A 22,705-nucleotide genomic window follows, 5' to 3' on the forward strand; every position below is an offset into this window, starting at 1 on the left:
AATGGACCTGTTTTTCACTTTACCTGTCCGCGCCAATAATCCAATGTGTTTTCAAGGGTTTTTCGTAATTTCATTTTTGGTTTCCAGCCGGTCTCCCTGGCAACTTTCGCAATTGATCCAACTTTACGCTTTTTTTCATTGCGGATTTTGCTCTGCTGGACATTCACCTTAATCTTTAAAGACGAGAGCGCGATCAAGATCTCCAGCAACCGGCTCACGGTAATGCCTTTTCCGCTTCCCAGATTGTAAACCTCGCCTGGCTTGCCTGATTCGAGCAACGACCAATAGCCGGCAACAATATCCCGCACATCCGAAAAATCCCGGATAACCTCAGTATTCCCCACTTGCATACTTGCTTGCCGGCCCTTCTCAATCATGGCAATCTGGTAAGAAAAATCAGCTGCCACAAACCCCCTGGCTTGCCTGGGTCCGATATGATTGAATGGCCGGGTACGGATGACTTGAAGTCCATAATTTTTAAAATATGCCCGTCCCATCAGGTCCTGACAGACTTTGGAAACCGCATAGGGTGTCTCAGGATTCAAGGGATGGGTTTCCCTGATGGTCATAACCGGAGGGTTAATACTGCCATATTCATCCGCACTGCCCACCACTAAAACCCGGGTGTGTTTATCCAACCGACGTGCGGCTTCAAGTACATGAAGATTGCCGAGCACATTCACCTGAAGGGTCTGATCCGGTGCCTGGCGCGAATGACTGGGACTGCTCTGACCGGCCAAATGAAAAATCCAGCGCGGGCGCACTTTTGCCACCAGCCGCGCAACTGCCTTGGCATCCGTAATATCCGCGCGATGGACCTTGGCGGCTTTTGCAGCCTGCAGGTTATCCAATCCCGCCCCCGGCAGTGCCGTACCGTGGACCTCGGCTTTTTTAGCCAAGGCATATTCAGCCAAATGGCTGCCCACAAATCCCTCCATGCCTGTGATCAATATTCTCATTGCATTCCTTCCCTTTGGGTTGATTCTCGGGAAACCTTCAACATGGAAACATTCATCTGTACGGCAAATATCCAACCGACAATAAACGTTAAAATATACTGTAACATATGAAACGTGAATCCCACGCCCAAAGCAACTTCTTTCTCCACACCAAAAGGCTTGAGTGCAAGAATCACCATAAATTCAAACACCCCCAACCCGCCGGGAGAAGAAGGTATCATGAGTCCAAAATTAAGAACCACAATTAAAAAAATCGCCGCCAGAAAAGAGAGATTCAGCCCCAAGGCCAGGAAACAAAAATAAACCACCGTAATCCAGGTCAGCCATATGATAAGTCCGAGCACTAAAACCCTCATCAATTGCGGGAAGCTATCCAGAAGTTTCAGTCCGCCTAAAAATTTCCCGAATTGCTTGTGGATCCAAACACCGACCCCGCCGGGCAGACGTTCCAGGGGTTTTTCAATCCACTCAATCAGATGCCCGCCGAAACGGTGATTCAAAACCAGAACCAAAGCAAAAACCAATCCAAAACCCGCCAAAATCAACCCGGATAATTTAAGCCAACCTTCAAAGGGTATAAAAAACATCATAAGCACGAAATAAAATAATAGAGAAAAAAGGTCCACACCACGCTCAATCACAACCGTGGCCACAGATATCCCGGCCGGTAAATTTTCTTTCTTTCCCAACAGCCAGATACGGACTACCTCCCCGAGACGCAAGGGGAGAAGATTGTTGGCAAAATACCCTAAGGTCATAATGCGAAACAAGTTCCACATGTTGGTGGGATATTGATGGAGCAACTGGCGCCAAATTAAAACCCTCAAAAAATAAGTGACAAAAATCAGGATCCCGGCCAACGCCACCCAGAATAAATTAATATTGACAAAAGTATTGAGCAGCTTCCCGAAATCAATATTATGCAATGCCAATCCCACAAACACGAGACTAATGACAATCCCAATCGCAATCTTGAAATACTTTCCCAAAGAAGAACCTTGCTTACCTAATTTTTCTGAATTCATTTTATATCGCTCCAGTCCAAACAAATCACACGATTGCTAAATCGTCCTAAGCACTTATTTTTTAATAAAAACCGGTACTGTCTCCACGCGTCCAAGCCCGCTTTGACGATACCCTTTCCTACTATCCTACCTTCACTGATGGTGCGTTTTTTTATTTAAAAATAAGTGCTTAGGACGACTCAATTCATTACTGTGTTTTTTTCTAAAAGCGTAAAATTTTATTCAAACATTTCCCTTCGTTGTGTGCATGCGTAAATCAGTGCCTGCCCCAAATTCCAGAGTGGATTTTCCCGAAGAACTTGCTGCGCCTTTTCCGTCTTGAGACCGCTATTAAGCGGCCTGGGAGCACGCTGTCCCAATTCCGAGGTAGCTACCATGCGCACACAATTAGGGTCCTGTCCCAGCCCCGAAACAATCTGCCTGGCCCAAGCTGCCTTGCTCACCCGGGACAGACCCGCCAAATGATAAATCCCTGTGCATTGACGCTCAATCAACTCTCCCAAAGCGGCGGCCAAATTCCCCGCCTCAATCGGATTGCCCAGCTGATCATCCGGCACTGTAATGGGTTCGCCTTTGTCCAACCGTTGGCTGATTTGCATAAAAAAATTCATAGAACCGGGTAAATAAGAAAAAATAAACATAGGCCGGATAATCAAATGATTAGCAACCGTATTTCGCACAATCATCTCGCCTTGCAATTTTGTCTTACCATAGACCGAGAGCGGATAGGGTTTATCCTCCTCAGCGTATGGCCCCTCCACACCATCAAAAACATAATCCGTGGAAAAATAAGCCATGCCGGCATTCATTGCTTTGCAGACATTGGCCACGTTTTCCGTGCCCTTCACATTAATCCGCTCAGCTGCCTCAGGGAGTTCTTCACAGCGATCCACGTGAGTCATTGCTGCGGTCAAAATAACATAGTCCGGCCGGACCTCTTTTAAGTGCTGTTCAACTGCATTGAGATCACATATATCCACTTGCTGCAAACCATCCATGCCTTGCAAAGCCGTCCCAATAACCTCATGCCGCGCTGAAAGTTTGCGGAGTAAAAACGTTCCCACCTGACCCTCTGCACCCATAACAACAATTTTCATAAATAATTAACCCTGCCAGGTTTTCCAGGGACTATTCCCTTTTTCCCACATTGTATTGAGCCGTTCAACATCTTTGAATGTATCCATGCATGCCCAAAATCCTTCATGCTGATAAACCGCCAACTGTTTTTCTTCAGCCAATTGGCGCAAAGGCGCTTCTTCCAGCACGGTATCATCCTCAAGATAATCAAAAATACGTTTATCAAAAACAAAGAATCCGCCATTGATCAGGCCTGCCAAAAAAGGTTTTTCCTTAAAAGAGCTCACCAATCCATCTTCAGACTCGAGTACGCCAAATGGCGAAGAGGGATGGACCCCGGTCAGCGTCGCAATTTTACCATGGTGTTTATGAAATGAGACCAAGGCACCAATATCCACATCCGAAACACCGTCACCATAGGTGACTAAAAATGTGTCCTCTTGAATATATTTTTCCATCCGCTTGATACGCCCTCCGGTCGGTATTTTCAGACCTGTATCAGCAAAGGTGACACGCCAGTCTTCGGGGGGATGATCAAAATGGATGATTTTTTCCTGCTTGGCCTTTAAATCCAGAGTGAAATCATTGCTCATCCAATCAAAATTCATAAAATACTCTTTGATCATGCTGCCCTTGTACCCCAATGCCAGTGCAAAATCAGTCATGCCATAGCGGGCATAGTGCTTCATGATATGCCAAAGAATCGGCATACCGCCAATCTCGACCAGCGGTTTGGGCTTGTATTCCGTCTCCTCACGCAGCCGCGTACCGGTTCCACCGCATAAAATAATGGTTTTCATCAATCCCCCCCCTGTGCGGGTTATTTAATTTTCAATGGTAGTAGCAACAATCAACTATCCTCTGCCTATTTTTGCCTTTTATAAAAATAAAACCGTCCATCGGCCCGTTTTCTCAGCGATAGTGACCTCAAGCCCAAGGGCGAACACTAATTCTGTACCTATGAATAAATATAATATTTGGGGATTAATTACAATCTAGCAATCAGCATAATGTAGTATCCGACAAACACTGTTAAAACTGAAATTATTGAATGAACTATATACATCAAATATTCTGTCTTTAAATTTTTATAACTGATTTTTACAAATAAATATGCAATAAGCAACCGGGACATCACTGTAAGCAAAATAAACAGTAATGTCTTTGTTGGAATATAGAAGAAAAACAATCCAAGCGCACCTGTTAAAAAATGAAAATATTCCCAAACATTTGTGAATAATCGATTGCCAAAGTCAAATATTAATGTCGCTCCCAAGGGAATTAGTACTGTAAGAAGTAAATGAATGACATTTATTTTAATTTTATTTTGATTATTCATCAAATTCATCCTCTGCGCTTTCTTTTTACTATTTCGCCCTCAACGGCAATAATAACCTATCTTTCATTGTAGATGGATCATCAGGGCTATTACCCCATAAGTAATATGGAACCAAATCCAAAACAAGATGCCCAAACCAATTATCCTTGGGAGAACCAAAATTATATGTTCCCATATTAAGCGAATCTGCAACTAATTTACCATCTTTATACACACCTTCCATTTCTCCATCTAGAGAGCTATATTTTAAATTATTTGCATTACTTATTCCTTGAGTATGATATATTTTTAATTCTCCCGGAAATTCAATCCAGTCTTCCGGGATGTCTCCTTCATATTCCGGAACATCATTATTTTCATTTCTATTATAATGCGCATTTCGCGCATCCTTCAAAATAATTTCGTCCATTATTGCAAGCACTATTTCATTCACTGGTTCAGTAACTGTTTTTAAGTTTCTCGGATCAATGATTGTTTTTGCGATGCCTGTTAAAATATCTGTTGCAGAAATATCAATATTATATTTTCCGAGTATTTCTTCTATGGTTTCGGCTAACGTTTTCTCGATATCATCAAAATCATCCTTCCCATCTTCTTCTGATTTCTTTGGTTTTTCTCGTTTTTTTTCTTTTTTAGCCGGGTAATCCATTTCCTCTGGTTTTGTTCTGGCTGGCTGGGCTTTTTTTCCTCTCGGCCTTGGCCATTTAGATTCAGCGCTAATCGCACCGGTTCCTTTGTCCGCCCCCAGTCGCTTGAAGGGGCCACGCTCCATCATTTTGAAATAGGGTATTTTTTCTCTTACAGATATGGAGAGCTGCTTATTTTTATTAGTAAATATTCCAAATGCCGATAAGGTGTAAAAAAATTGTTCAAAATCAAGCACACTCTGCCTTGGATCATTTAAAGGCCCGGAGGAAAAATCACCCCCGCCTTTACCACCATAAACAGGCCCCGCGATTCTTTCTTGATAGATATAATTTACTTTTCTATCAAAATCAAATATAAAGTTAATGACTACATCCGGCTTGATGCCGGCATTTGTTTGATCGTTTTGAAATAATTCTGACATCATTTGCATGGCGACCTCACGCGACCCCAACAACAAACAGGCATCATTCATGGTCGCTTTAAAGGGACATGCAATAATAACAGCGGGTAAATTTTTCAGAACCCCCATCCGCTTGGAAGCTTGGTTCACTCGCAGTGTCATGATTGCATCACCGCTCACAACACGTCTGTACTCCGGCGATTTACATTTTTTTAATTTATTTTTTGTATCTTCCTCCATGGATTTTATCTGATTTCCCATATTGGTACCCGCATAGATTTTCCTGGTAGCCGCTTCCAATTCCGACTGTGCTTTATCTATTTCTTTCTGATTAACTGTTTTTTTGTAGACCATATTTTTTAATTGAATATCATACCCGATTTTTATATCCCTCTGCCTTGTATGCAACACACCATTCAAGTGACCTGATGTCATTTTCATGGATTTTACTATTTCATATTTTTCTTCCGGAACCGGATATTCCTTTTTTAACTTCATTATTTTCCCAAGGTGGCCCAGCTGGCTTCGCAGCATTTTTTTTAATGCTTCGTCCTGTTGTTGATCAGCCAAAACAAGCGAATTGAAAGACAAGATGGTAAGTAAAGTGATAATAAACGCAATTGGAATCATCCTCTTGTTTTCTTTTTTTCTTACCGGATTTGCATTAAGCATTTATTTCTTCTCCGTTTTTATTGTTCCTTGTCACAGCAGTCAAGATTAATCAAACATCCTGTTCACGAGCCCTTCGGATTTCCTACAGCACCACGGGGTGCTCTTTTTTATACTTAATCTCAGCACGGACGCGTTCCAGATCAGCATCCACCATCAGCTTAATCATCTGCTCAAAGCTGACTTCCGGCTTCCATTTGAGCTCTTTCCGGGCTTTTTTGGGACTTCCCAAAAGCAGATCGACTTCCGCCGGACGGATAAATTTTGAATTAATACGCACATATTTCTTCCAATCCAGCCCCACATGCTTGAATGCAATAGTCAACATTTCCTTCACAGTGTGTGTCTCTCCGGTAGCCACCACATAATCTTTGGGCTGTTTTTGCTGGAGCATCATCCACATGGCACGCACATAGTCGCCGGCAAAACCCCAGTCGCGCTTGGCATCCAGTTTTCCCATCTGCAAAGTGCTTTGCACACCCAGCTTGATGCGCGCCACAGCATCCGTAACCTTGCGGGTCACAAATTCCTTACCCCGCCGGGGGGATTCATGGTTGAACAAAATACCGGAAACCGCAAAGAGGTTATAACTTTCCCGGTAGTTGACGGTAATAAAATGACCGTACACCTTGGCCACACCATAGGGACTGCGCGGGTAAAAGGGCGTTGCCTCTGTCTGAGGAACTTCCTGAACCTTGCCGAACATTTCCGAGGAACTGGCCTGATAAAAGCGTATTTTCGGGTCCACCGCGCGGATACCTTCCAGCATGCGGGTCACGCCCAAAGCTGTAAACTCGCCGGTTAAAAGCGGCTGGTCCCATGACGTGGGCACAAACGACTGGGCTGCCAAATTATAGACTTCATGCGGTTTGAACTTCTTCAACGCCGTGAGAATGGACATCTGATCGAGCAAATCCACCTCAACCAGCGTAATCTTATTCTTCAGATGCTCGATACGCTCAAAATTTTCAGTTGAATTGCGGCGCACGGCCCCGCAAACAGAATATCCCTTGGAAAGCAAAAGCTCAGCCAGATAGCTCCCATCCTGTCCTGTGACGCCGGTAATCAGTGCGCGCCGCTTGGTTTTCTTAACTGTTTTTTTTGTCATTAAATAACTCCCTCCCCGACTATTGTCATACCTGAATATTTTTTATTATTCCTACCACTGTTGTCAAAATTAATCAAACATCGTATTTGCTAATCGCCCTGTTATAAAGCCGGTCAGAATACTTGTTTTTTTAAAGAAAAACCGATACTGTCACCGCACAACCAAGTAAGCTTTGACGATCCGACCCACGAAGGCTATACCTTTACTGATGATGCGTTTTTTTCTTTAAAAAAACAAGTGTTCTGACCGGTTATATCACTGGATAAAAATAATTTCAAACCAACTATTTTTTCGTACGCTGACGGCCCATATATTGTTTCTCATAGTATTTTAAATAATCTCCTGATTTCAGCGGTTCCCACCAGGTCTGATTTGTCAAATACCATTGCACGGTATGCGCCATGGCCTCACGAAACGACCACTGCGTATTCCAGCCCAAGGTACGGGTTTTTTTCATATTCAATGCATAGCGCCGGTCATGCCCCGGACGATCCGGAACTTTTTTGATAAGGGCCTGGGGTTTGTTCAACAACTTTAAGATCAATCGGGTAATTTCCCGATTGGTACGCGTATTTCCCGCGCCGATATTATAAATTTCACCTGGGTTGCCTTTTTCCAAAACATGATCCAAACCCAGACAATTGTCCTCCACATAAATCCAATCCCGCATATTCAGCCCGTCGCCGTAAAGCGGAAGCGGTTTGCCCTCAATCGCATTGGTGACAAAAAGCGGGATCAATTTCTCCGGATACTGCCGCGGACCAAAATTATTTGAGGAACGTGTAATGATTACCGGCAGACCATAGGTATGCCGGTAGGCCAGCACCTGCAAATCCCCGCCTGCTTTGGATGCCGAATACGGACTGGATGGCTGCAATGGATCGCTCTCGCGAAACCCGCCCTTTTCGATTGAACCGTAAACCTCATCAGTCGAGATCTGTAAAAACCGCTTTACTTTGTATTTACGCACAGCTTCCAAAAGCGTTTGCGTACCCAAAACATCGGTGCGCGCAAAATCTTCCGGCGAAAGAATGGACCGGTCCACATGGGTCTCGGCCGCAAAATTGACAATGCAATCAATCCGATGGGCCTTTACCACCCGATCAACCAGCTTAGCATCGCAGATATCGCCTTTTACAAATTTAAAACGTGTATTTTTTTTCGCATCCTTCAGATTGGCGGGATTGCCGGCATAGGTCAACTTGTCAAGTACCACCACCCAATCCCGGGGATATTTTTTCAAACGGAGGTCGGTATAATGAGAACCAATAAATCCCGCACCCCCGGTCACCAATACGCGCATTGCCTGACCTACCTTTTATTTTTTTTCTCGTTACGGGCCATCAGATTTGCTTCGAACCAGGAATCGATTGACTCCCCGGCATCCGCCCAATGCCCTTTGAGCACACCACAGGCCATCTGCTTGCGCCGGATATAGGCATTGTTCACGTCTGTAATCTCAAGCTCACCACGACCGGAAGGTTTAAGCGTCTTAATAATTTTAAAAACACTTCTATCATAAAAATAAATTCCGATCACCGCATAGGGCGAGGGTGCCTTTTTAGGTTTTTCAATAATCTTCACAATCTTATCGCCTTTGAACTGCGGGACACCGTAGGCGGAAAGATTGTCCACTTCCTTAAGCAAAATCATACTGCCCCAAGCTTGCCGGGAATATTGCGTTACATAGGGCTTCAATGATCCCGAAACCACATTGTCTCCCAAAAAAACCATGATGGGATGGCCCTCGGAAAATTCCTCTGCCATGCCCAATGCCTCGGCAATACCCCCTTCGCCTCTTTGATAGGTATACTGAAGCCTTTTCACACCGAAACGACGGCCGTCACCCAGCAAGCGAAGAAAATCACCGGCATTATTGCCGCCGGTAACCAGCATGATCTCATCGATGCCCGCTTCGACCATTTTTTCGATGGGATGGAAAATCATTGGCCGGTCATAAACCGGCAAAAGATGCTTATTGGTAATATCTGTCAAAGGTTGAAGCCGCGTACCCAGTCCACCGGCCAAAATAACACCTTTTACTTTTTTCACAGCAGCTGCCCCCTTTTGCGGTCGGCAAAAAAATTATTTTGTGCCTACCCCGCGATAGGTAAATCCCATCTCCCGGACTTTTTCCGGATTGAAAATATTCCGCCCGTCAACGATCAACGGTGTCTTCATCAATGACTTCACGCGCTCCAAATCCATTTCCTTAAACTCATTCCACTCTGTAAACACGACAACGCAATGTGCCCCTTTTACCGCATCATAAGCACTCTCCGCCAGCTTGACCTCGGGGAGCAACTTCTTGGCAAGTGCCATCGCCGCCGGATCATAAGCACGAACGCGTGCTCCATTTTCCTGTAACAGTTGAATAACTTCCACGGCCACCGCCTCACGCAGATCATCCGTATTGGGTTTGAAAGCCAGACCCAGTGCAGCAATCTGCTTTCCTTCCAGCGGCCCCAACACCTCTTTGATGCGGGTCAGCATTGATTTCTTCTGAAAGTCATTGGCCGTAATCACCGCATTGAGAATTTTGAAATCATACCCTTCTTTTTTTGCCTTCTCGATCAACGCCAGGACATCCTTCGGAAAACAGGACCCGCCATAACCTGCACCTGCGTTAAGAAAGGGGTGCCCAATACGCGAATCCAGACCCATACCATGCGCCACCTTGGTGACATCCGCCCCGACCTTTTCACACAGATTGGCAATTTCATTGATAAACGTGATCTTGGTGGCTAAAAACGCATTGCTGGCATACTTGATCATCTCAGCAGAACGCAAATCCGTCACCATAATATCGGCTTCCAATGGTTTGTAAAGCTCACTCACCCGTTCGGCTGCATCTAAATTATTCGTCCCGATCAAAACGCGGTCAGGATTCATAAAATCGTGGACCGCCGAACCCTCGCGCAAAAATTCCGGATTGGAAACCACATCGATCTGATGATCTGTACCACCATGCTCCTCAATGATACTGACAACCAGATCTCCCATCCCCACAGGTACCGTACTTTTATCCACTACAATTTTCCTGCCGTTGAGATGCTTACCAATACCCGTCGCCACCTGCTTGACATAGGTCAAATCCGCTTCCCCGGTCTCCATGGGAGGTGTCCCGACTGCAATAAAAATAAAGTCGGATTTTTCCACACCTTCTTTTAAGTCGGTGGTAAAATGTAGACGCTTTCCCAAATTATGATCCACCAATTCTTTTAACCCCGGTTCAAAAATAGGAATTTTTCCCTGCTTAAGATTTGCAATCTTCTTGGGGTCTATATCCACCCCGATTACATCATTCCCCAGATCCGCAAAACAAGCACAGGACACAAGTCCTACATACCCGGTTCCAACTACACAAATTTTCACGACCCTACCTCCAAAACTTCCTTAAAATGAAGTAATTTAAGTCAAAACCAACTTCTACAGACCTAACGATGACCTGCCTTCGTAAATAAACGCATTTTTTCCAGTGATTTCTTACATACGAGACCAAAAAATCATTTGCCTAATATCATTCTGGGGAAAATATACTGTTTTTGAGCACAGTATATAATGTTTCCTCACTACTGTACAAGTTATACAACACCCTGTCTGCTATTCGTCCTAAGTGCTAGTTTCTAAAGGAAAATTGATACTGTACCCATACGCTAGAGCCGGATTTGACGATAAATTCCACTGATGCTCCACCAAAACTTGTGGTGCGTTTTTTCCTTTAAAAATCAGCACTTAGGACGTTCCGGTTAGCTGCCGTATTTTTAAATTTGAACAAACATAATTTTTCCTTAAAAAGAAAACGAATTATAGCATTTCTCCAAATATCCAACAAGATCAAAGGCACGCTTTCACCTGGATTTTAGTTGCCAACAGCCAAACCATCAGCATTTCCCGTCCCGACCTTGAATTCGGGAAATGCTTTCAGATTCATGCCAAAACCCAATTCATAGGTTCCATCCTTATATATCTTAAAAGAACTCTGCATATCCCAGCAGTGCAGGTCCCGGGAGAGGCTCAGGGATAAATTGGTAAATTCATTTTGAACAACATCATATTGCAATCCACTACGCAGCGCCAAACCCAAACCGGGTTTATACCCTGCACTCAAGGTTGTAAAAATTGAGTGCTCCTGAGTGGAAGAACCCAAGTAAGAGTATGAACCATTAACAGAGGCATCCCATTTTTTTCCGCTCATCCCGGTGGATATAAAACCGGATGTAATTCGCTCCTTGAGCCAGTCATGCTGCCCTTGCCAACTGAGATTCATCGTATTGAACAATGTGACCCGGCCGTTCACGCTGATCGGATCAACCCGCTTTTTCCAGTCAATATACGTCTCATCCAATAAAAAACTGTACCCGGTAGATGCTTGCAAAGTAAAAAAACTGCCAACATAATAATCCGTCGCCAAGCTGAGTTTGTGCCCGGTCACACCGGCATACTGGAGGTCAGATGCTTCCAACAAGGGAAATTTTCTGGAAAAAGAGTGAGTCAACCGACTCTGCATAAGATACGTGGGATTGGAATACCGGTAGTTCACCCACTTGTTGATTAAGGAAACACTGGTTGTATAGGAAAAATCCAGCTGTGTCTGGTCTGTGCCTGCATCAATTATTTCGTCCGGATAAAAAGTTTCCTTGTATACACCTCTGATCGGAAAAGAGATTGAAGCGGAAAGACTGGGTTGGGTCGGCACACGCAGCGGAAAAGCATACGTCTCGGTAAACGCCGGCGTCACATTGAATCCATCCGAATACCGGTAACGCAAATCATAAAAATCATCCGACGTATCTGTACTGTTTACGTCTTTCAGGGACTTGATTTTCTGAAACTCACGATTCAGACTCGAACTCATACTAAAATAAATCGGACTAATCACCTGTGCAATCTTGCGAGAGCTTAGTGAATAGGTGAGTACCGGCAGATCGCGGCTGCTGGTTAAATATTTATCCAAATCGTAGTCATACTCCTCGACATTACTAATCCCGGCACTAAAGTAAAACCGGTCCCCGCGATGCGAGTAGGACAGATACGATTTTTGCTGAAACGAATCAACCAGGTTGGTGGTGAACTGGCGGTTAAAGGTATGGTCGGTCACATAATCAAAATTCATCTGAAGGCTGTCCCGTTTAGAAAATTCGTGCTGATTGGTTAGCGTGGCTGTCCAGCGCTCCATGCCTTCGTCCTGATCATTAATATAAAGCATGGAAAAATCGCCCGTCCCTTTTCCCATCCATTCATACTGATGATGATTTTCCAGCCCCACGCCCACTCCCTTTTTCTCCATCAAATCCAATAAAACAGCACCGTAATTTTCAGACATCAAAAAATAACTGAATTTTAATTTAACATAAAAACCCTCATAATTATTATATCCCACCCGGATGGAAAAAGGCGGCCGGCCATCTTCCAAAGACCGCCTAAACCAGGGCAAATAAAACAACGGTGTGGTACCGATGTACAAAACCGCATGATGGGCGGTTAAGGATTCACCCAGAATAATATCAATCCGCTCAGCAGTCAGGTGAAAATGAGGATAACGGGCATTGCAGGTGGTAAAACTTGCTTTGGAAATCACCACGCTTTTCTCACCATCTTTTTCAACCGATTCTCCCTGGTAATACCAAGGATGGGTGGCAAACAGAATTCCCTGTGCTTTGGCAGAGCGGGTTTCGAGATCGTAATCCAAACGTGCGCAGCGAATCTTCCTGTCCGCCTCAATCAGCACCACATTCCCCTGTGCATTGACCCAGCGGGTTTGTAAATCTGATTCCGCTTCCTCTGCCGTCAGGGTAATGTTGCCGTACCAAACCCTGACATGGCCCCTGGCTTTCAGGCGCTCTTTATCATCATGGTAAATAAAACGATCCGCAAAAATAACAATCTTATCGCGCGGCTGCGCAGCATCAGCACCTGTTGTATTTCCTTCAGATTCAATCATTTGGGAGTCGGAATTGATTGCAAACGCCGCCGCAGTATTGCCGGAAACTGCGGCAGACGCAGGTCCGGTCCCGGCAGCCAGTAGAAAAGCAGCAGAAAGAATTAAAAAAAACGGCGTGCTGTTGAAGAACAACACGCCGAAAAAGTTTCGTTTCATTGTCAACTCTCTAAAACGCACTGCATCAGATAATGGTTTGCTCGGTCGCTTTGTCAAAAAAATGAGCTTTGCTCATATCAAGCACCAAGTCAATGTCTTGGTTGACTTCCAGTTGCTCATAAGAATCCACCCGGGCGATAAAAGGACTTTTGCCGGTGGTCAAATAGAGATAAGCCTCCGCGCCCATGGGTTCAACCACTTCAACCGTCGCGGTAATGGTATTGTCGGATGATGCGTTGGATGCATAGACTTTATCAAAAATATCCTCAGGCCGGATGCCGAACAGAACATCTTTGCCCATATACTCCTCCAGTGCCGAGACATGCTCATCATGCACCTTGACGGTAAAATTTTCTTCCGTAAAATAAGCCGCATCTTTTTTCTTAATCAGAGAACCTTCCATAAAATTCATCGAAGGGGACCCCATAAAACCTGCCACAAATTTATTACTCGGCTGATCGTAGAGCGTGATTGGATCAGCAATTTGTTGAATATAACCGTCCTTCATCACCACAATGCGGTCACCCATGGTCATGGCTTCGACCTGGTCATGGGTCACATAGATCATGGTCGCCTGGAGTCGCGTGTGCAGCTTCCCGATTTCGGCACGCATCTGCACACGTAATTTAGCATCCAAATTCGAAAGTGGTTCGTCAAATAAAAAGACCTTGGGTTTACGTACAATTGCACGACCCACCGCGACGCGCTGACGCTGACCGCCCGAGAGCTCTTTGGGACGGCGCTGGAGCAGTTCCTTGATATTAAGAATCTCGGCAGCTTCCATAACCCGTTGATCAATCTCATCTTTGGGAAGTTTTTTTAATCTTAGACCAAATGCCATATTTTCATAAACTGTCATATGCGGATACAATGCATAATTTTGAAAAACCATGGCAATATCGCGGTCCTTGGGCGGAACATCGTTTACCAATCTATCGCCAATATGAACCTCGCCCTCGGAAATATCTTCCAAACCGGCAATCAGGCGCAATGTTGTTGATTTGCCGCACCCCGAAGGACCAACCAATACAATAAACTCTTTATCTTCACAACTCAAATTGACATTCTTTACAGCTTCCACACCGGAAAACCGTTTCCAGACATTTTTTAATACAACGCGTGCCAATGGTAAACCTCCTCAAACTTCCAAGACAAAGTAGTATCCCTGTTTACAGGGCATTTCGCTTTGAAATAGATGATTATTTATCTCCCCGCATTTCCATGCAGGGTCCGATCTGCAAAAACTACATTGCTAGACATGACCTAAAAAAAGGAAAAATACAAATTTTTTGTTATTTTACAGACTAAATAATGCGCATGTCAATCATTTATTTCCTCTTTTCGTCCCAAAAAGCCGTTTCCGTGTCCGGGCCATGGCGCTGCGGACTGGTTCCTGGCCGGTGCCGCCGGCTGATTTCTTCCGAGCCACCGTATTTTCCAAGGTTACCTCGATAATTATTTCCTTTCCAAATTTAGGATGAAACTTTTGCCATAAGTCCAGAGGAAATTTATCAAGGGTAATCCCCCGCTCAGAGGCATACGTCACGATCCGGCCGACCGCCTCATGGGCTTCCCGGAAGGGCACACCTTTTTTAACCAAGTGATCAGCAGCCTCTGTTGCTGTAGGAAACCCCCGCTCACAAGCTGTCTCCAGGGCTTCACGGTTGAGGGTCATACTCTCCAACATGGGCGCAAGCACAATAAATGTTTGGACCAAAACATCACAGGTATCAAAAACCGGTGTCTTGTCTTCCTGCAAATCGCGATTATAGGTCAAAGGCAGACCCTTAAGCACGGTAAGCAATGTCATCAAATCACCGATTACCCGGCTGCTGCGGCCGCGAATCAACTCAGCAATATCAGGATTGCGCTTCTGCGGCATAATCGAAGAGCCGGTGGAAAAACCCTGATGCATGGTCACAAAGCGGTATTCGCTGCCGGAAAACCAAATCAATTCTTCAGTCAGGCGTGAGAGATGAATGGCGCAAATGGCGGCTGTCGATAAAAACTCAAGACAGAAATCGCGATCTCCCACCGTATCCATAGAATTGACACTCACACGCGAAAAACCGAGCAACTCAGCTGCCAACTTCCGGTCAATGGAGTGACTGGTCCCTGCCAGTGCGGCTGAACCCAAAGGCAATTCATCCAGACTTCCCTGGAGCACTTGAACAAAACGCATCTCATCACGGTGAAACGCTTCCAGATGCGCCATGAGCCAGTGCGAGACCAACACCGGTTGCGCCACCTGCATATGCGTATATCCAGGCATGATCCACCCGGTATGCTTTCGGGCCAGAGTAAAAAGCGCTTTTTGTACAGCGAGCAATCCACAAATAATTTCTTCACTCTCATCCTGAAGATACAGTTTGAGGTCAGTCAAAACTTGATCATTGCGGGACCGGGCGGTATGCATTTTGCCGGCAACATCGCCGATTTTTTCGTACAACCGCCGTTCCACCAGCATGTGAACATCTTCATCTTGAGGTTGGGTAGGCACGACCCCTTTTTCCCAGTCTGCTAAAATCTTGTCCAATCCCTGCTGAATTTTTTTCGCCTCGCTCCGGGCAATTATTTTCTGTTTGCCCAGCATCTCAACATGTGCCTGGCTGGCCACAACATCATACGGCAGCAGTCGCACATCAATTTCCAATGACGAGGAATACGCCTCGGCGCGCGGGTCCGGTCCTTCGGTAAACCGGCCGGACCAGGCTTTTTTAGCTTTGGCAGTCTTTTTTTTCGGTTTAGGGGTCATGGTGGTTCATCCTTTGCATGACGGGCGACCATAAGGGTCGCCCCTACACATTTATTTTCTTTTTTTTAATCCCGCCCGTACTTTAAGCGGCAATCCGTACAACGAAATAAAACCAGTGGCGTCGGATTGCTTATACACATCATCCTCGCCAAAAGTGGCCAGTCGTTCAGAAAAAAGTGAGTACGGTGAACGGCGGCCTACTGCCGTCGCCTGACCTTTGTAAAGTTTCATGCGCACCTCACCGGTCGCAGTCTTCATGGTTTCATGCATAAAAGCATCCAATGATTCCCGGACTTGTGTAAACCACTGCCCGTTGTAAACCAGATCAGCATATTTCAATGCCAGCTGATTGCGCAAATACATCGTCTCACGGTCTAAAACCAAACTGGCAATTTCATGCATGGCCGCCACCAAAACCGTACCCGCCGGTGTTTCATAAGCGCCGCGCGACTTCATCCCTACCAAACGATTCTCCACCAAATCACTCCGCCCCACCCCATGACGGCCCGCCAATTTGTTCAGTTTTTGGATCAGCGCCACCAACTCCATGGCACGACCATTGAGACTTACCGGTTTCCCGGCTTCAAACCCAAGGGTAACCACTTCTGACTTGTTGGGTGCTGTTTCCGGATCTGCGGTCAACATCCAAACCTGATTTTTTGGTGCCTGCCAGGGATCTTCCAGCTCCCCCCCCTCATGGCTGATATGCCAAAGATTGCGGTCACGGGAATAGAGTTTTTTCAGTGTCTGTACAATCGGTATTTTTTTTGCCTTAGCATACGCCAGCGCATCTTCCCGGGATTTAATATCCCAGTGTGCTTCACGCCAAGGCGCAATAACTTTGATCTCAGGTGCCAGTGCCTGATAGGTCAGCTCAAAACGCACTTGATCATTCCCCTTGCCTGTGCAACCGTGCGCCACGGCATCCGCACCTTCTTTTTTGGCAATGGCAATCTGGTGTTTGGCAATCAATGGCCGGGCAATTGAAGTTCCCAGCAGATACTTATTCTCATACACCGCACCGGATTTGAGCATGGGCAGAATGTAATCATTGGCAAATTCTTTTTTCAGATCAAGCACATAGCACTTTGAAGCGCCGATTTTCTTTGCTTTGGCCTGCAATCCGCGCAATTCTTCCTCCTGCCCCACATCCGCTGCACAGGCAATAACTTCACACTGGTAGTTATCCTTAAGCCAGGGAATAATCACCGACGTGTCCAACCCGCCGGAATAGGCTAAAACAACTTTTTTAATTTTCATAGACTTATCCTCTCAAATGTAACTATCGTACCAGCGCAAACACAATAAACCGCCCGGATTTCCCAATACTTTTTCCATGCTGAATCCTTCAACCGGTATTCGCTGTTTACCGGTTCTGGAGCAATAGTTTCAAAATCGCTTTTTGCGCATGCAGCCGATTTTCCGCCTGATCAAAAACAATTGACTGTTTGCCGTCAATCACCTCATCTGTCACTTCATGACCGCGATGGGCCGGCAGACAATGCATAAACACGGCACGCGGTGAAGCATGGGCCATGAGTTTTTCATTGACCTGATATTTTTTTAGCGCCTTGGCCCGCTGTGCCTGTTCCTTCTCTTGCCCCATGGAGACCCAGACATCCGTATAGACCACATCAGCATGCGATACGGCCCTGACCGGGTCCATGGTCATATACACAGCACCCCCGCTTTTCCGCCGGTCACTCTCACTTAATTCAATGGTATGCTTGTCCATCTCAAACCCCAAAGGAGACGCAATGGCCAGTTCAATCCCGGTCTTGGCTGCACCAAAAATCAGCGACCGGGCCACATTGTTGCCGTCACCGACATAAGCGACACGCAATCGTTTGAGTTTTCCGAAACGTTCCTTGATGGTCAAAAGATCTGCCAGTACTTGACAGGGATGCGCATAATCAGTCAATGCATTAATCACCGGAACTGAAGCATCGCGCGCCAATTCTACGGCCTTGCGATGTGCATCGGTCCTGATGATGATACCATCCACATAGCGCGAGAGCACCTGGGCTGTATCGGCAATCGTCTCTCCCCGGCCTACTTGCAAATCACGACCTGCCAGATAAAGCATAGTGCCGCCCAAGTGATACATTGCCGTCTCAAAAGAAACCCGGGTACGGGTTGAACTTTTCTCAAAAATCGCCGCCATCACCTTGCCTTTAAGCGGTTGATCATTTTTCTTCTTTTGATATGCAATCTTCAATTCCGTCGTCGTCTTTAAAATCAATTCAACATCTTGAACACTCAATTGTGCAATAGTCAAAAGATGGTCAACCGACAATCCTTTGCCGGTCTTTTTTTTTGCTGTTTTTTTCACTGCTTTTTTCGCTGTCATATGATGCCCCCTTCAATGCAACACTCAAACTCGTTTAAATTTTCCCAGGCTGCGTTCGCAAACCAGTCCCGCGTTCCGCCGGGAACACGGAATTATACTCTAAATACTTTTTCCATCACCTTCTCCAAAATTTTTAAGGCCTCGTCAATCTCCTGCTTTGTGATAATCAAAGCCGGCAGAAACCGCAATACATTGCCGGCAGTACAATTCATCACCAAGCCGGCTGCCAGCGCTTGCCGTACAACCTCCGGCCCTTTTTCTTTGAGCTCCATTCCCCACATCAGGCCAATGCCCCGTACATCAACACAATTGGCTGCATAGGTTTTCGCCAAAATTGCCAGCTGTTCTCCCAGATAGGCACCCTTTTCCCGAACAGATTCCAAGAATCCCGGTTTGGCCAATTCTCCCAGCAAAACCACGCCCCCGACTGCCGCCACCGGATTGCCTCCGAATGTACTGCCATGTTCACCAAGCTCCAAGGCTGAGGCAATTGTTTCGGTCGTGATTAATGCGGAAAGCGGAAATCCGCCACCCAGGGGTTTTCCCAACAACAAAACATCCGGCTGTACGCCAAACGCTTCGTAAGCATTCATATAGCCGCTCCGACCAAGGCCGCATTGAATCTCATCAAAAATCAGGAGCAGCCGGTTACGATCACAAAGCCCCCGTAAATCCCGAAGATACTTCTGCGTCCCCAAATGAATGCCGCCCTCGCCTTGAATGGGTTCCACCATAATTGCACAGGTCTTGTTGGTAATCGCCGACGCTGTGGTGGCAAAATTATTGATCGGCACATGCTTAAAACCAGGCAGCATGGGATCAATCCCCTTATGATACTTGTCCTGACCGGTGGCGGAAAGGGCGCCGAATGTCCGGCCGTGAAACGAATTCCGCAATGTAATAATTTCGTACTGCGCCTCTGGCGGTTGTTCCCGGCGCGCCCATTTCCGTGCCAGCTTAACGGCCAGTTCCACAATCTCTGCGCCGCTATTGGCAAAAAGCACCTTATCCCCAAATGTAACATCCACCAGCTTTTGGGCCAGCTGTACCTGAGGTGCAAGATAATAAAGATTGCCGGTATGCACCAGGCTCTTCAACTGGGCCTGCATCGCTGCCATCTGTGCGGGATGGTCATAACCCAGATTCATGACAGCGTGCCCGGAAAAAAAATCCAAACATTCCGTGCCCTCGCTGTCTGTCAGCCGACAGCCAAAACCTTTTTGCCACACAACGGGCTGACGGTTAAACGTCTTGGCAATCACCTGCGCCTCTTGTTTAAAAAGTGCTTCCTTATTCACTTCATTGGTTTTCAACGACTTATGCCCCCTTCACCATCTGGGTCCCAATGCCCTTGTCGGTAAAAATTTCCAACAAAAGCGCATGTGAGACCTTGCCATTCACAATATGCGTTTTTTCCACGCCGGCGTTAAGCGCCTTTTCACAAGCCCTGACCTTGGGCAGCATACCGCCCTGGATCACACCCGCATCAATAAGCTTTTCGATCTCACTGACTTTCAACGTCGAAAGCAAAGATTTCGCATCATCCTTATCCCGCAAAATACCCGGAACGTCGGTAAGCAAAATCAGCTTGTCCGCATGCAATGCCACAGCAATCGCGGCAGCCACATCATCGGCATTGTTGTTGTACGTTTGACCTTTGACATCCACCGCCACCGGTGCAATCACCGGAATAAATATTTCCCGATCCAGCGTGTTGATGACATCCGGAACCACTTTGATAATTTCACCCACAAAACCAAGGTCCACACCATCCTCAATCACTTTCCCGGCCGTAAGCAGCCCGCCGTCTTTACCGGAAAGCCCCACCGCCTTACCACCATGCCGGTTGATCGCGGCCACAATCTCCTGGTTCACTTTACCCACCAAAACCATCTCAGTGATCTCCATGGCATCGGCATCCGTAACCCGCCTGCCTTTCACAAAGGCCACCTGTTTACCCATCTTCTCCATGGTCTGAGTAATTGCCGGACCGCCGCCATGGACCACCACCGGGCGCATGCCCACATACTTCATGAGTACAATATCCTGCATGACCTCTTCTTTAAGCTTGGGATCAATCATGGCAGCCCCACCGTATTTAATAACAATCGTCTTGCCATAAAATTCTTTTATATACGGCAATGCCTCAATGAGCACTTTTGCTTTTGAAATTAATGCTTCCATTGCTTACTCCTTTTCAAAAAAACCCCACCCAGCTCCTTATGCCTATCCATACAAATTGTTGGTCGCCTGCGCTGTGTGGGTTTGGCAGTAGGCTTCATTCCTCAATCTTTCTCAAACCTGTAATAATCATCCCTACACTGCGGCACGGAGATTTCATCATCCATCAAAGAATATACCGGTTTAAATCCTGATCTTTCAACAAATCACCAATGCGCTGCCGAATATAATCCGGTGTAACCTCCACCGTATTACCGGGCATCTCGCTGGCATTAAAACTCACCTCTTCCAATACCCGTTCCATCACCGTATGCAGACGGCGGGCACCGATATCCTCTGCAAGCTTGTTGGCCTGATACGCCACATTGGCCAACTCATCAATTGCACCCTCTGTAAATTCCAGATTAACTCCCTCTGTCTCCATGAGAGCCTTGTACTGTTTGGTCAGCGCTTGCTTGGGCTCTATCAAAATACGTTTAAAATCTTCCGCCTTCAACGAGGTCAATTCCGCACGCAAAGGAAACCGCCCCTGCAATTCCGGAATCAAATCCGAAGGCTTGGAAACATGAAACGCACCGGCAGCAATAAAAAGAATATGCTGTGTCTTGACCTCGCCGTGGCGTGTGTTTACCGTCGTCCCCTCCACAATCGGGAGCAAATCGCGTTGTACTCCCTCGCGCGACACATCCGGGCCGCGGCCCTGTTCGCTTTTCCCTGCCACCTTATCCAGCTCGTCAATAAAAACAATCCCCATTTCCTCAACACGCCTGACGGCCTCGGATTTCACCTCACTCATATCCACCATTTTGCTCAATTCTTCCTGAACCATTTGGCGCCGCGCTTGTGCCACCTTAATTCTCCTGCTGCGCGGCTGTCCCGGCTGGCCACCCGGCATAAGATTTTGCATCATATCCTGTATATTCATCCCCAATTCATCCATATTGGCACCGGAAAAAATTTCCACCATGGGCATGGTGGGCTGTTCCTTGGTCTCAAACTCCACCATCTCATCTTCAAGCTCATTGGCTTTCAATTGCCGCTTAACTTTCTCGCGCGCTTCCGCATGTAAATGCTTGCGCGCAGCTTCACCTTCCGCATCCATTGGCTTGCGTTTCCCCGGTACCGGCACCAGCAAATTCACCAACCGTTCATTGACAATTTCCTCCGCCTTGGCTCGAACCTTGCTGAATTTTTCCTCACGCACTAAATTGAGTGCCTGGCTTACCAGATCGCGAATCATGGATTCCACATCCCGCCCCACATAACCGACCTCCGTGTACTTGGAGGCCTCAACTTTTACAAAAGGCGCTTTTACCAAGGCTGCCAGACGACGTGCTATCTCGGTCTTGCCTACACCGGTGGGGCCGATCAGAATAATATTTTTCGGCGTCACTTCCTGGCGCATTGCCTCTGCCAAACGGCGGCGACGCATACGGTTACGCAGTGCAATTGCCACAATCCGTTTGGCCTGATCCTGGCCTACAATGTATTTATCCAACTCCGCAACAATTTGCAGCGGTGTCAAGTCAAATTGGGACATTTCGTTTTTTTTCTCTTTCATAATTCTTCCACCGTTACTTCATGATTGGTATAGATGCAGATATCCGCCGCAATATGCAGCGCTTGTTCTGCAATCACTTGTGCAGTCAAGCTGCTATATTGCAATAGTGCGCGAGCCGCCGCCAAAGCATAAGGCCCGCCCGAACCGATGGCTGCCGCTTCTTCATCCGGTTCAATCACATCGCCTGAACCACTAATCATCAGGGTACGTTCCTTGTCCGCGATGAGCAGCAAGGCCTCAAGACGGCGAAGATATTTATCCATGCGCCAATCCTTGGCCAATTCAACCGCAGCCCGGGTGAGACTCCCGCTGTATTGCTGTAATTTTTCCTCAAACCGCTCAAACAGCGTAAACGCATCTGCCGCAGACCCGGCAAACCCGGCCAAAATTTTATCCTCACCCAAACGCCGAATCTTCTGCGCCTTGCGCTTCATTTTAATATTACCCAGGGTCACCTGACCATCGCCCGCCAACGCCACTTTACCATCCTTGCGCACTGCCACAATCGTTGTCGCATGAAATTGTTCAATCGT

General features: G+C 46.5%; 19 protein-coding genes. All 19 read right to left on the reverse strand.

What is annotated here, in order from left to right; genetic code table 11:
- Nucleotides 1-14 precede the first annotated feature (14 nt).
- Nucleotides 15-959, reverse strand: coding sequence for a GDP-mannose 4,6-dehydratase (locus K8S19_04960; protein ID MCD4813022.1), 945 nt, complete (start codon nucleotides 957-959; stop codon nucleotides 15-17).
- Nucleotides 956-1,984 (reverse strand): flippase-like domain-containing protein, encoded by a 1,029-nt coding sequence (locus tag K8S19_04965; protein ID MCD4813023.1) that lies wholly within the window; start codon nucleotides 1,982-1,984, stop codon nucleotides 956-958. The genes K8S19_04960 and K8S19_04965 overlap by 4 nt, the downstream gene beginning before the upstream one ends.
- Nucleotides 1,985-2,202: 218 nt before the next feature.
- Nucleotides 2,203-3,081: a dTDP-4-dehydrorhamnose reductase gene (gene rfbD, locus K8S19_04970; GenBank protein ID MCD4813024.1), complete on the reverse strand. Its 879-nt coding sequence runs from the start codon at nucleotides 3,079-3,081 to the stop codon at nucleotides 2,203-2,205.
- Between the two features lie 6 nt (nucleotides 3,082-3,087).
- The gene (rfbF, locus tag K8S19_04975) at nucleotides 3,088-3,861 is read right to left on the reverse strand and encodes a glucose-1-phosphate cytidylyltransferase (protein ID MCD4813025.1); all 774 of its coding nucleotides are present in this window, start codon (nucleotides 3,859-3,861) and stop codon (nucleotides 3,088-3,090) included.
- Between the two features lie 188 nt (nucleotides 3,862-4,049).
- Entirely contained in the window at nucleotides 4,050-4,400 is a 351-nt protein-coding gene (locus K8S19_04980) for a hypothetical protein (protein MCD4813026.1), read from the reverse strand.
- Between the two features lie 28 nt (nucleotides 4,401-4,428).
- Nucleotides 4,429-6,120: a hypothetical protein gene (locus K8S19_04985; protein MCD4813027.1), complete on the reverse strand. Its 1,692-nt coding sequence runs from the start codon at nucleotides 6,118-6,120 to the stop codon at nucleotides 4,429-4,431.
- Nucleotides 6,121-6,202: 82 nt separating this feature from the next.
- Nucleotides 6,203-7,225 (reverse strand): GDP-mannose 4,6-dehydratase, encoded by a 1,023-nt coding sequence (gmd, locus tag K8S19_04990; GenBank protein ID MCD4813028.1) that lies wholly within the window; start codon nucleotides 7,223-7,225, stop codon nucleotides 6,203-6,205.
- A gap of 283 nt (nucleotides 7,226-7,508) precedes the next feature.
- Nucleotides 7,509-8,528, reverse strand: a complete 1,020-nt coding sequence (rfbB, locus tag K8S19_04995) for a dTDP-glucose 4,6-dehydratase (GenBank protein MCD4813029.1) — start codon at nucleotides 8,526-8,528, stop codon at nucleotides 7,509-7,511.
- Nucleotides 8,529-8,536: 8 nt separating this feature from the next.
- A complete protein-coding gene (locus tag K8S19_05000) occupies nucleotides 8,537-9,277 on the reverse strand; it encodes an NTP transferase domain-containing protein (protein MCD4813030.1) in 741 nt (246 codons plus the stop codon).
- Nucleotides 9,278-9,310: 33 nt separating this feature from the next.
- Nucleotides 9,311-10,600, reverse strand: a complete 1,290-nt coding sequence (locus K8S19_05005) for a UDP-glucose/GDP-mannose dehydrogenase family protein (GenBank protein ID MCD4813031.1) — start codon at nucleotides 10,598-10,600, stop codon at nucleotides 9,311-9,313.
- A 487-nt stretch (nucleotides 10,601-11,087) separates the two neighbouring features.
- The gene (locus K8S19_05010; GenBank protein ID MCD4813032.1) at nucleotides 11,088-13,325 is read right to left on the reverse strand and encodes a hypothetical protein; all 2,238 of its coding nucleotides are present in this window, start codon (nucleotides 13,323-13,325) and stop codon (nucleotides 11,088-11,090) included.
- 25 nt (nucleotides 13,326-13,350) lie between these two features.
- Nucleotides 13,351-14,451, reverse strand: coding sequence for a sn-glycerol-3-phosphate ABC transporter ATP-binding protein UgpC (gene ugpC, locus K8S19_05015; protein MCD4813033.1), 1,101 nt, complete (start codon nucleotides 14,449-14,451; stop codon nucleotides 13,351-13,353).
- 198 nt (nucleotides 14,452-14,649) lie between these two features.
- Nucleotides 14,650-16,080 carry an argininosuccinate lyase gene (gene argH / locus K8S19_05020; GenBank protein MCD4813034.1) on the reverse strand — a complete coding sequence of 477 codons (1,431 nt, stop codon included), beginning with the start codon at nucleotides 16,078-16,080 and terminating at the stop codon, nucleotides 14,650-14,652.
- A gap of 51 nt (nucleotides 16,081-16,131) precedes the next feature.
- A complete protein-coding gene (locus K8S19_05025) occupies nucleotides 16,132-17,340 on the reverse strand; it encodes an argininosuccinate synthase (protein MCD4813035.1) in 1,209 nt (402 codons plus the stop codon).
- A 106-nt stretch (nucleotides 17,341-17,446) separates the two neighbouring features.
- Complete coding sequence (gene argF, locus K8S19_05030; protein ID MCD4813036.1) at nucleotides 17,447-18,430, reverse strand: ornithine carbamoyltransferase; 984 nt, start codon at nucleotides 18,428-18,430, stop codon at nucleotides 17,447-17,449.
- Between the two features lie 92 nt (nucleotides 18,431-18,522).
- The gene (locus K8S19_05035; GenBank protein MCD4813037.1) at nucleotides 18,523-19,692 is read right to left on the reverse strand and encodes an acetylornithine transaminase; all 1,170 of its coding nucleotides are present in this window, start codon (nucleotides 19,690-19,692) and stop codon (nucleotides 18,523-18,525) included.
- 55 nt (nucleotides 19,693-19,747) lie between these two features.
- Nucleotides 19,748-20,614 carry an acetylglutamate kinase gene (gene argB, locus K8S19_05040; GenBank protein ID MCD4813038.1) on the reverse strand — a complete coding sequence of 289 codons (867 nt, stop codon included), beginning with the start codon at nucleotides 20,612-20,614 and terminating at the stop codon, nucleotides 19,748-19,750.
- Between the two features lie 163 nt (nucleotides 20,615-20,777).
- Complete coding sequence (gene hslU, locus K8S19_05045) at nucleotides 20,778-22,151, reverse strand: ATP-dependent protease ATPase subunit HslU (GenBank protein ID MCD4813039.1); 1,374 nt, start codon at nucleotides 22,149-22,151, stop codon at nucleotides 20,778-20,780.
- Nucleotides 22,152-22,168: 17 nt separating this feature from the next.
- On the reverse strand, nucleotides 22,169-22,702 hold the full coding sequence (gene hslV / locus K8S19_05050) for an ATP-dependent protease subunit HslV (GenBank protein ID MCD4813040.1): 534 nt from the start codon (nucleotides 22,700-22,702) through the stop codon (nucleotides 22,169-22,171).
- Between the last annotated feature and the right edge of the window lie 3 nt (nucleotides 22,703-22,705).

Source organism: bacterium (assembly GCA_021108215.1).
In the GTDB taxonomy this organism is placed as follows: Bacteria; Oederibacteriota; JAAXVQ01; order JAAXVQ01; family JAUVAV01; genus JAIORK01.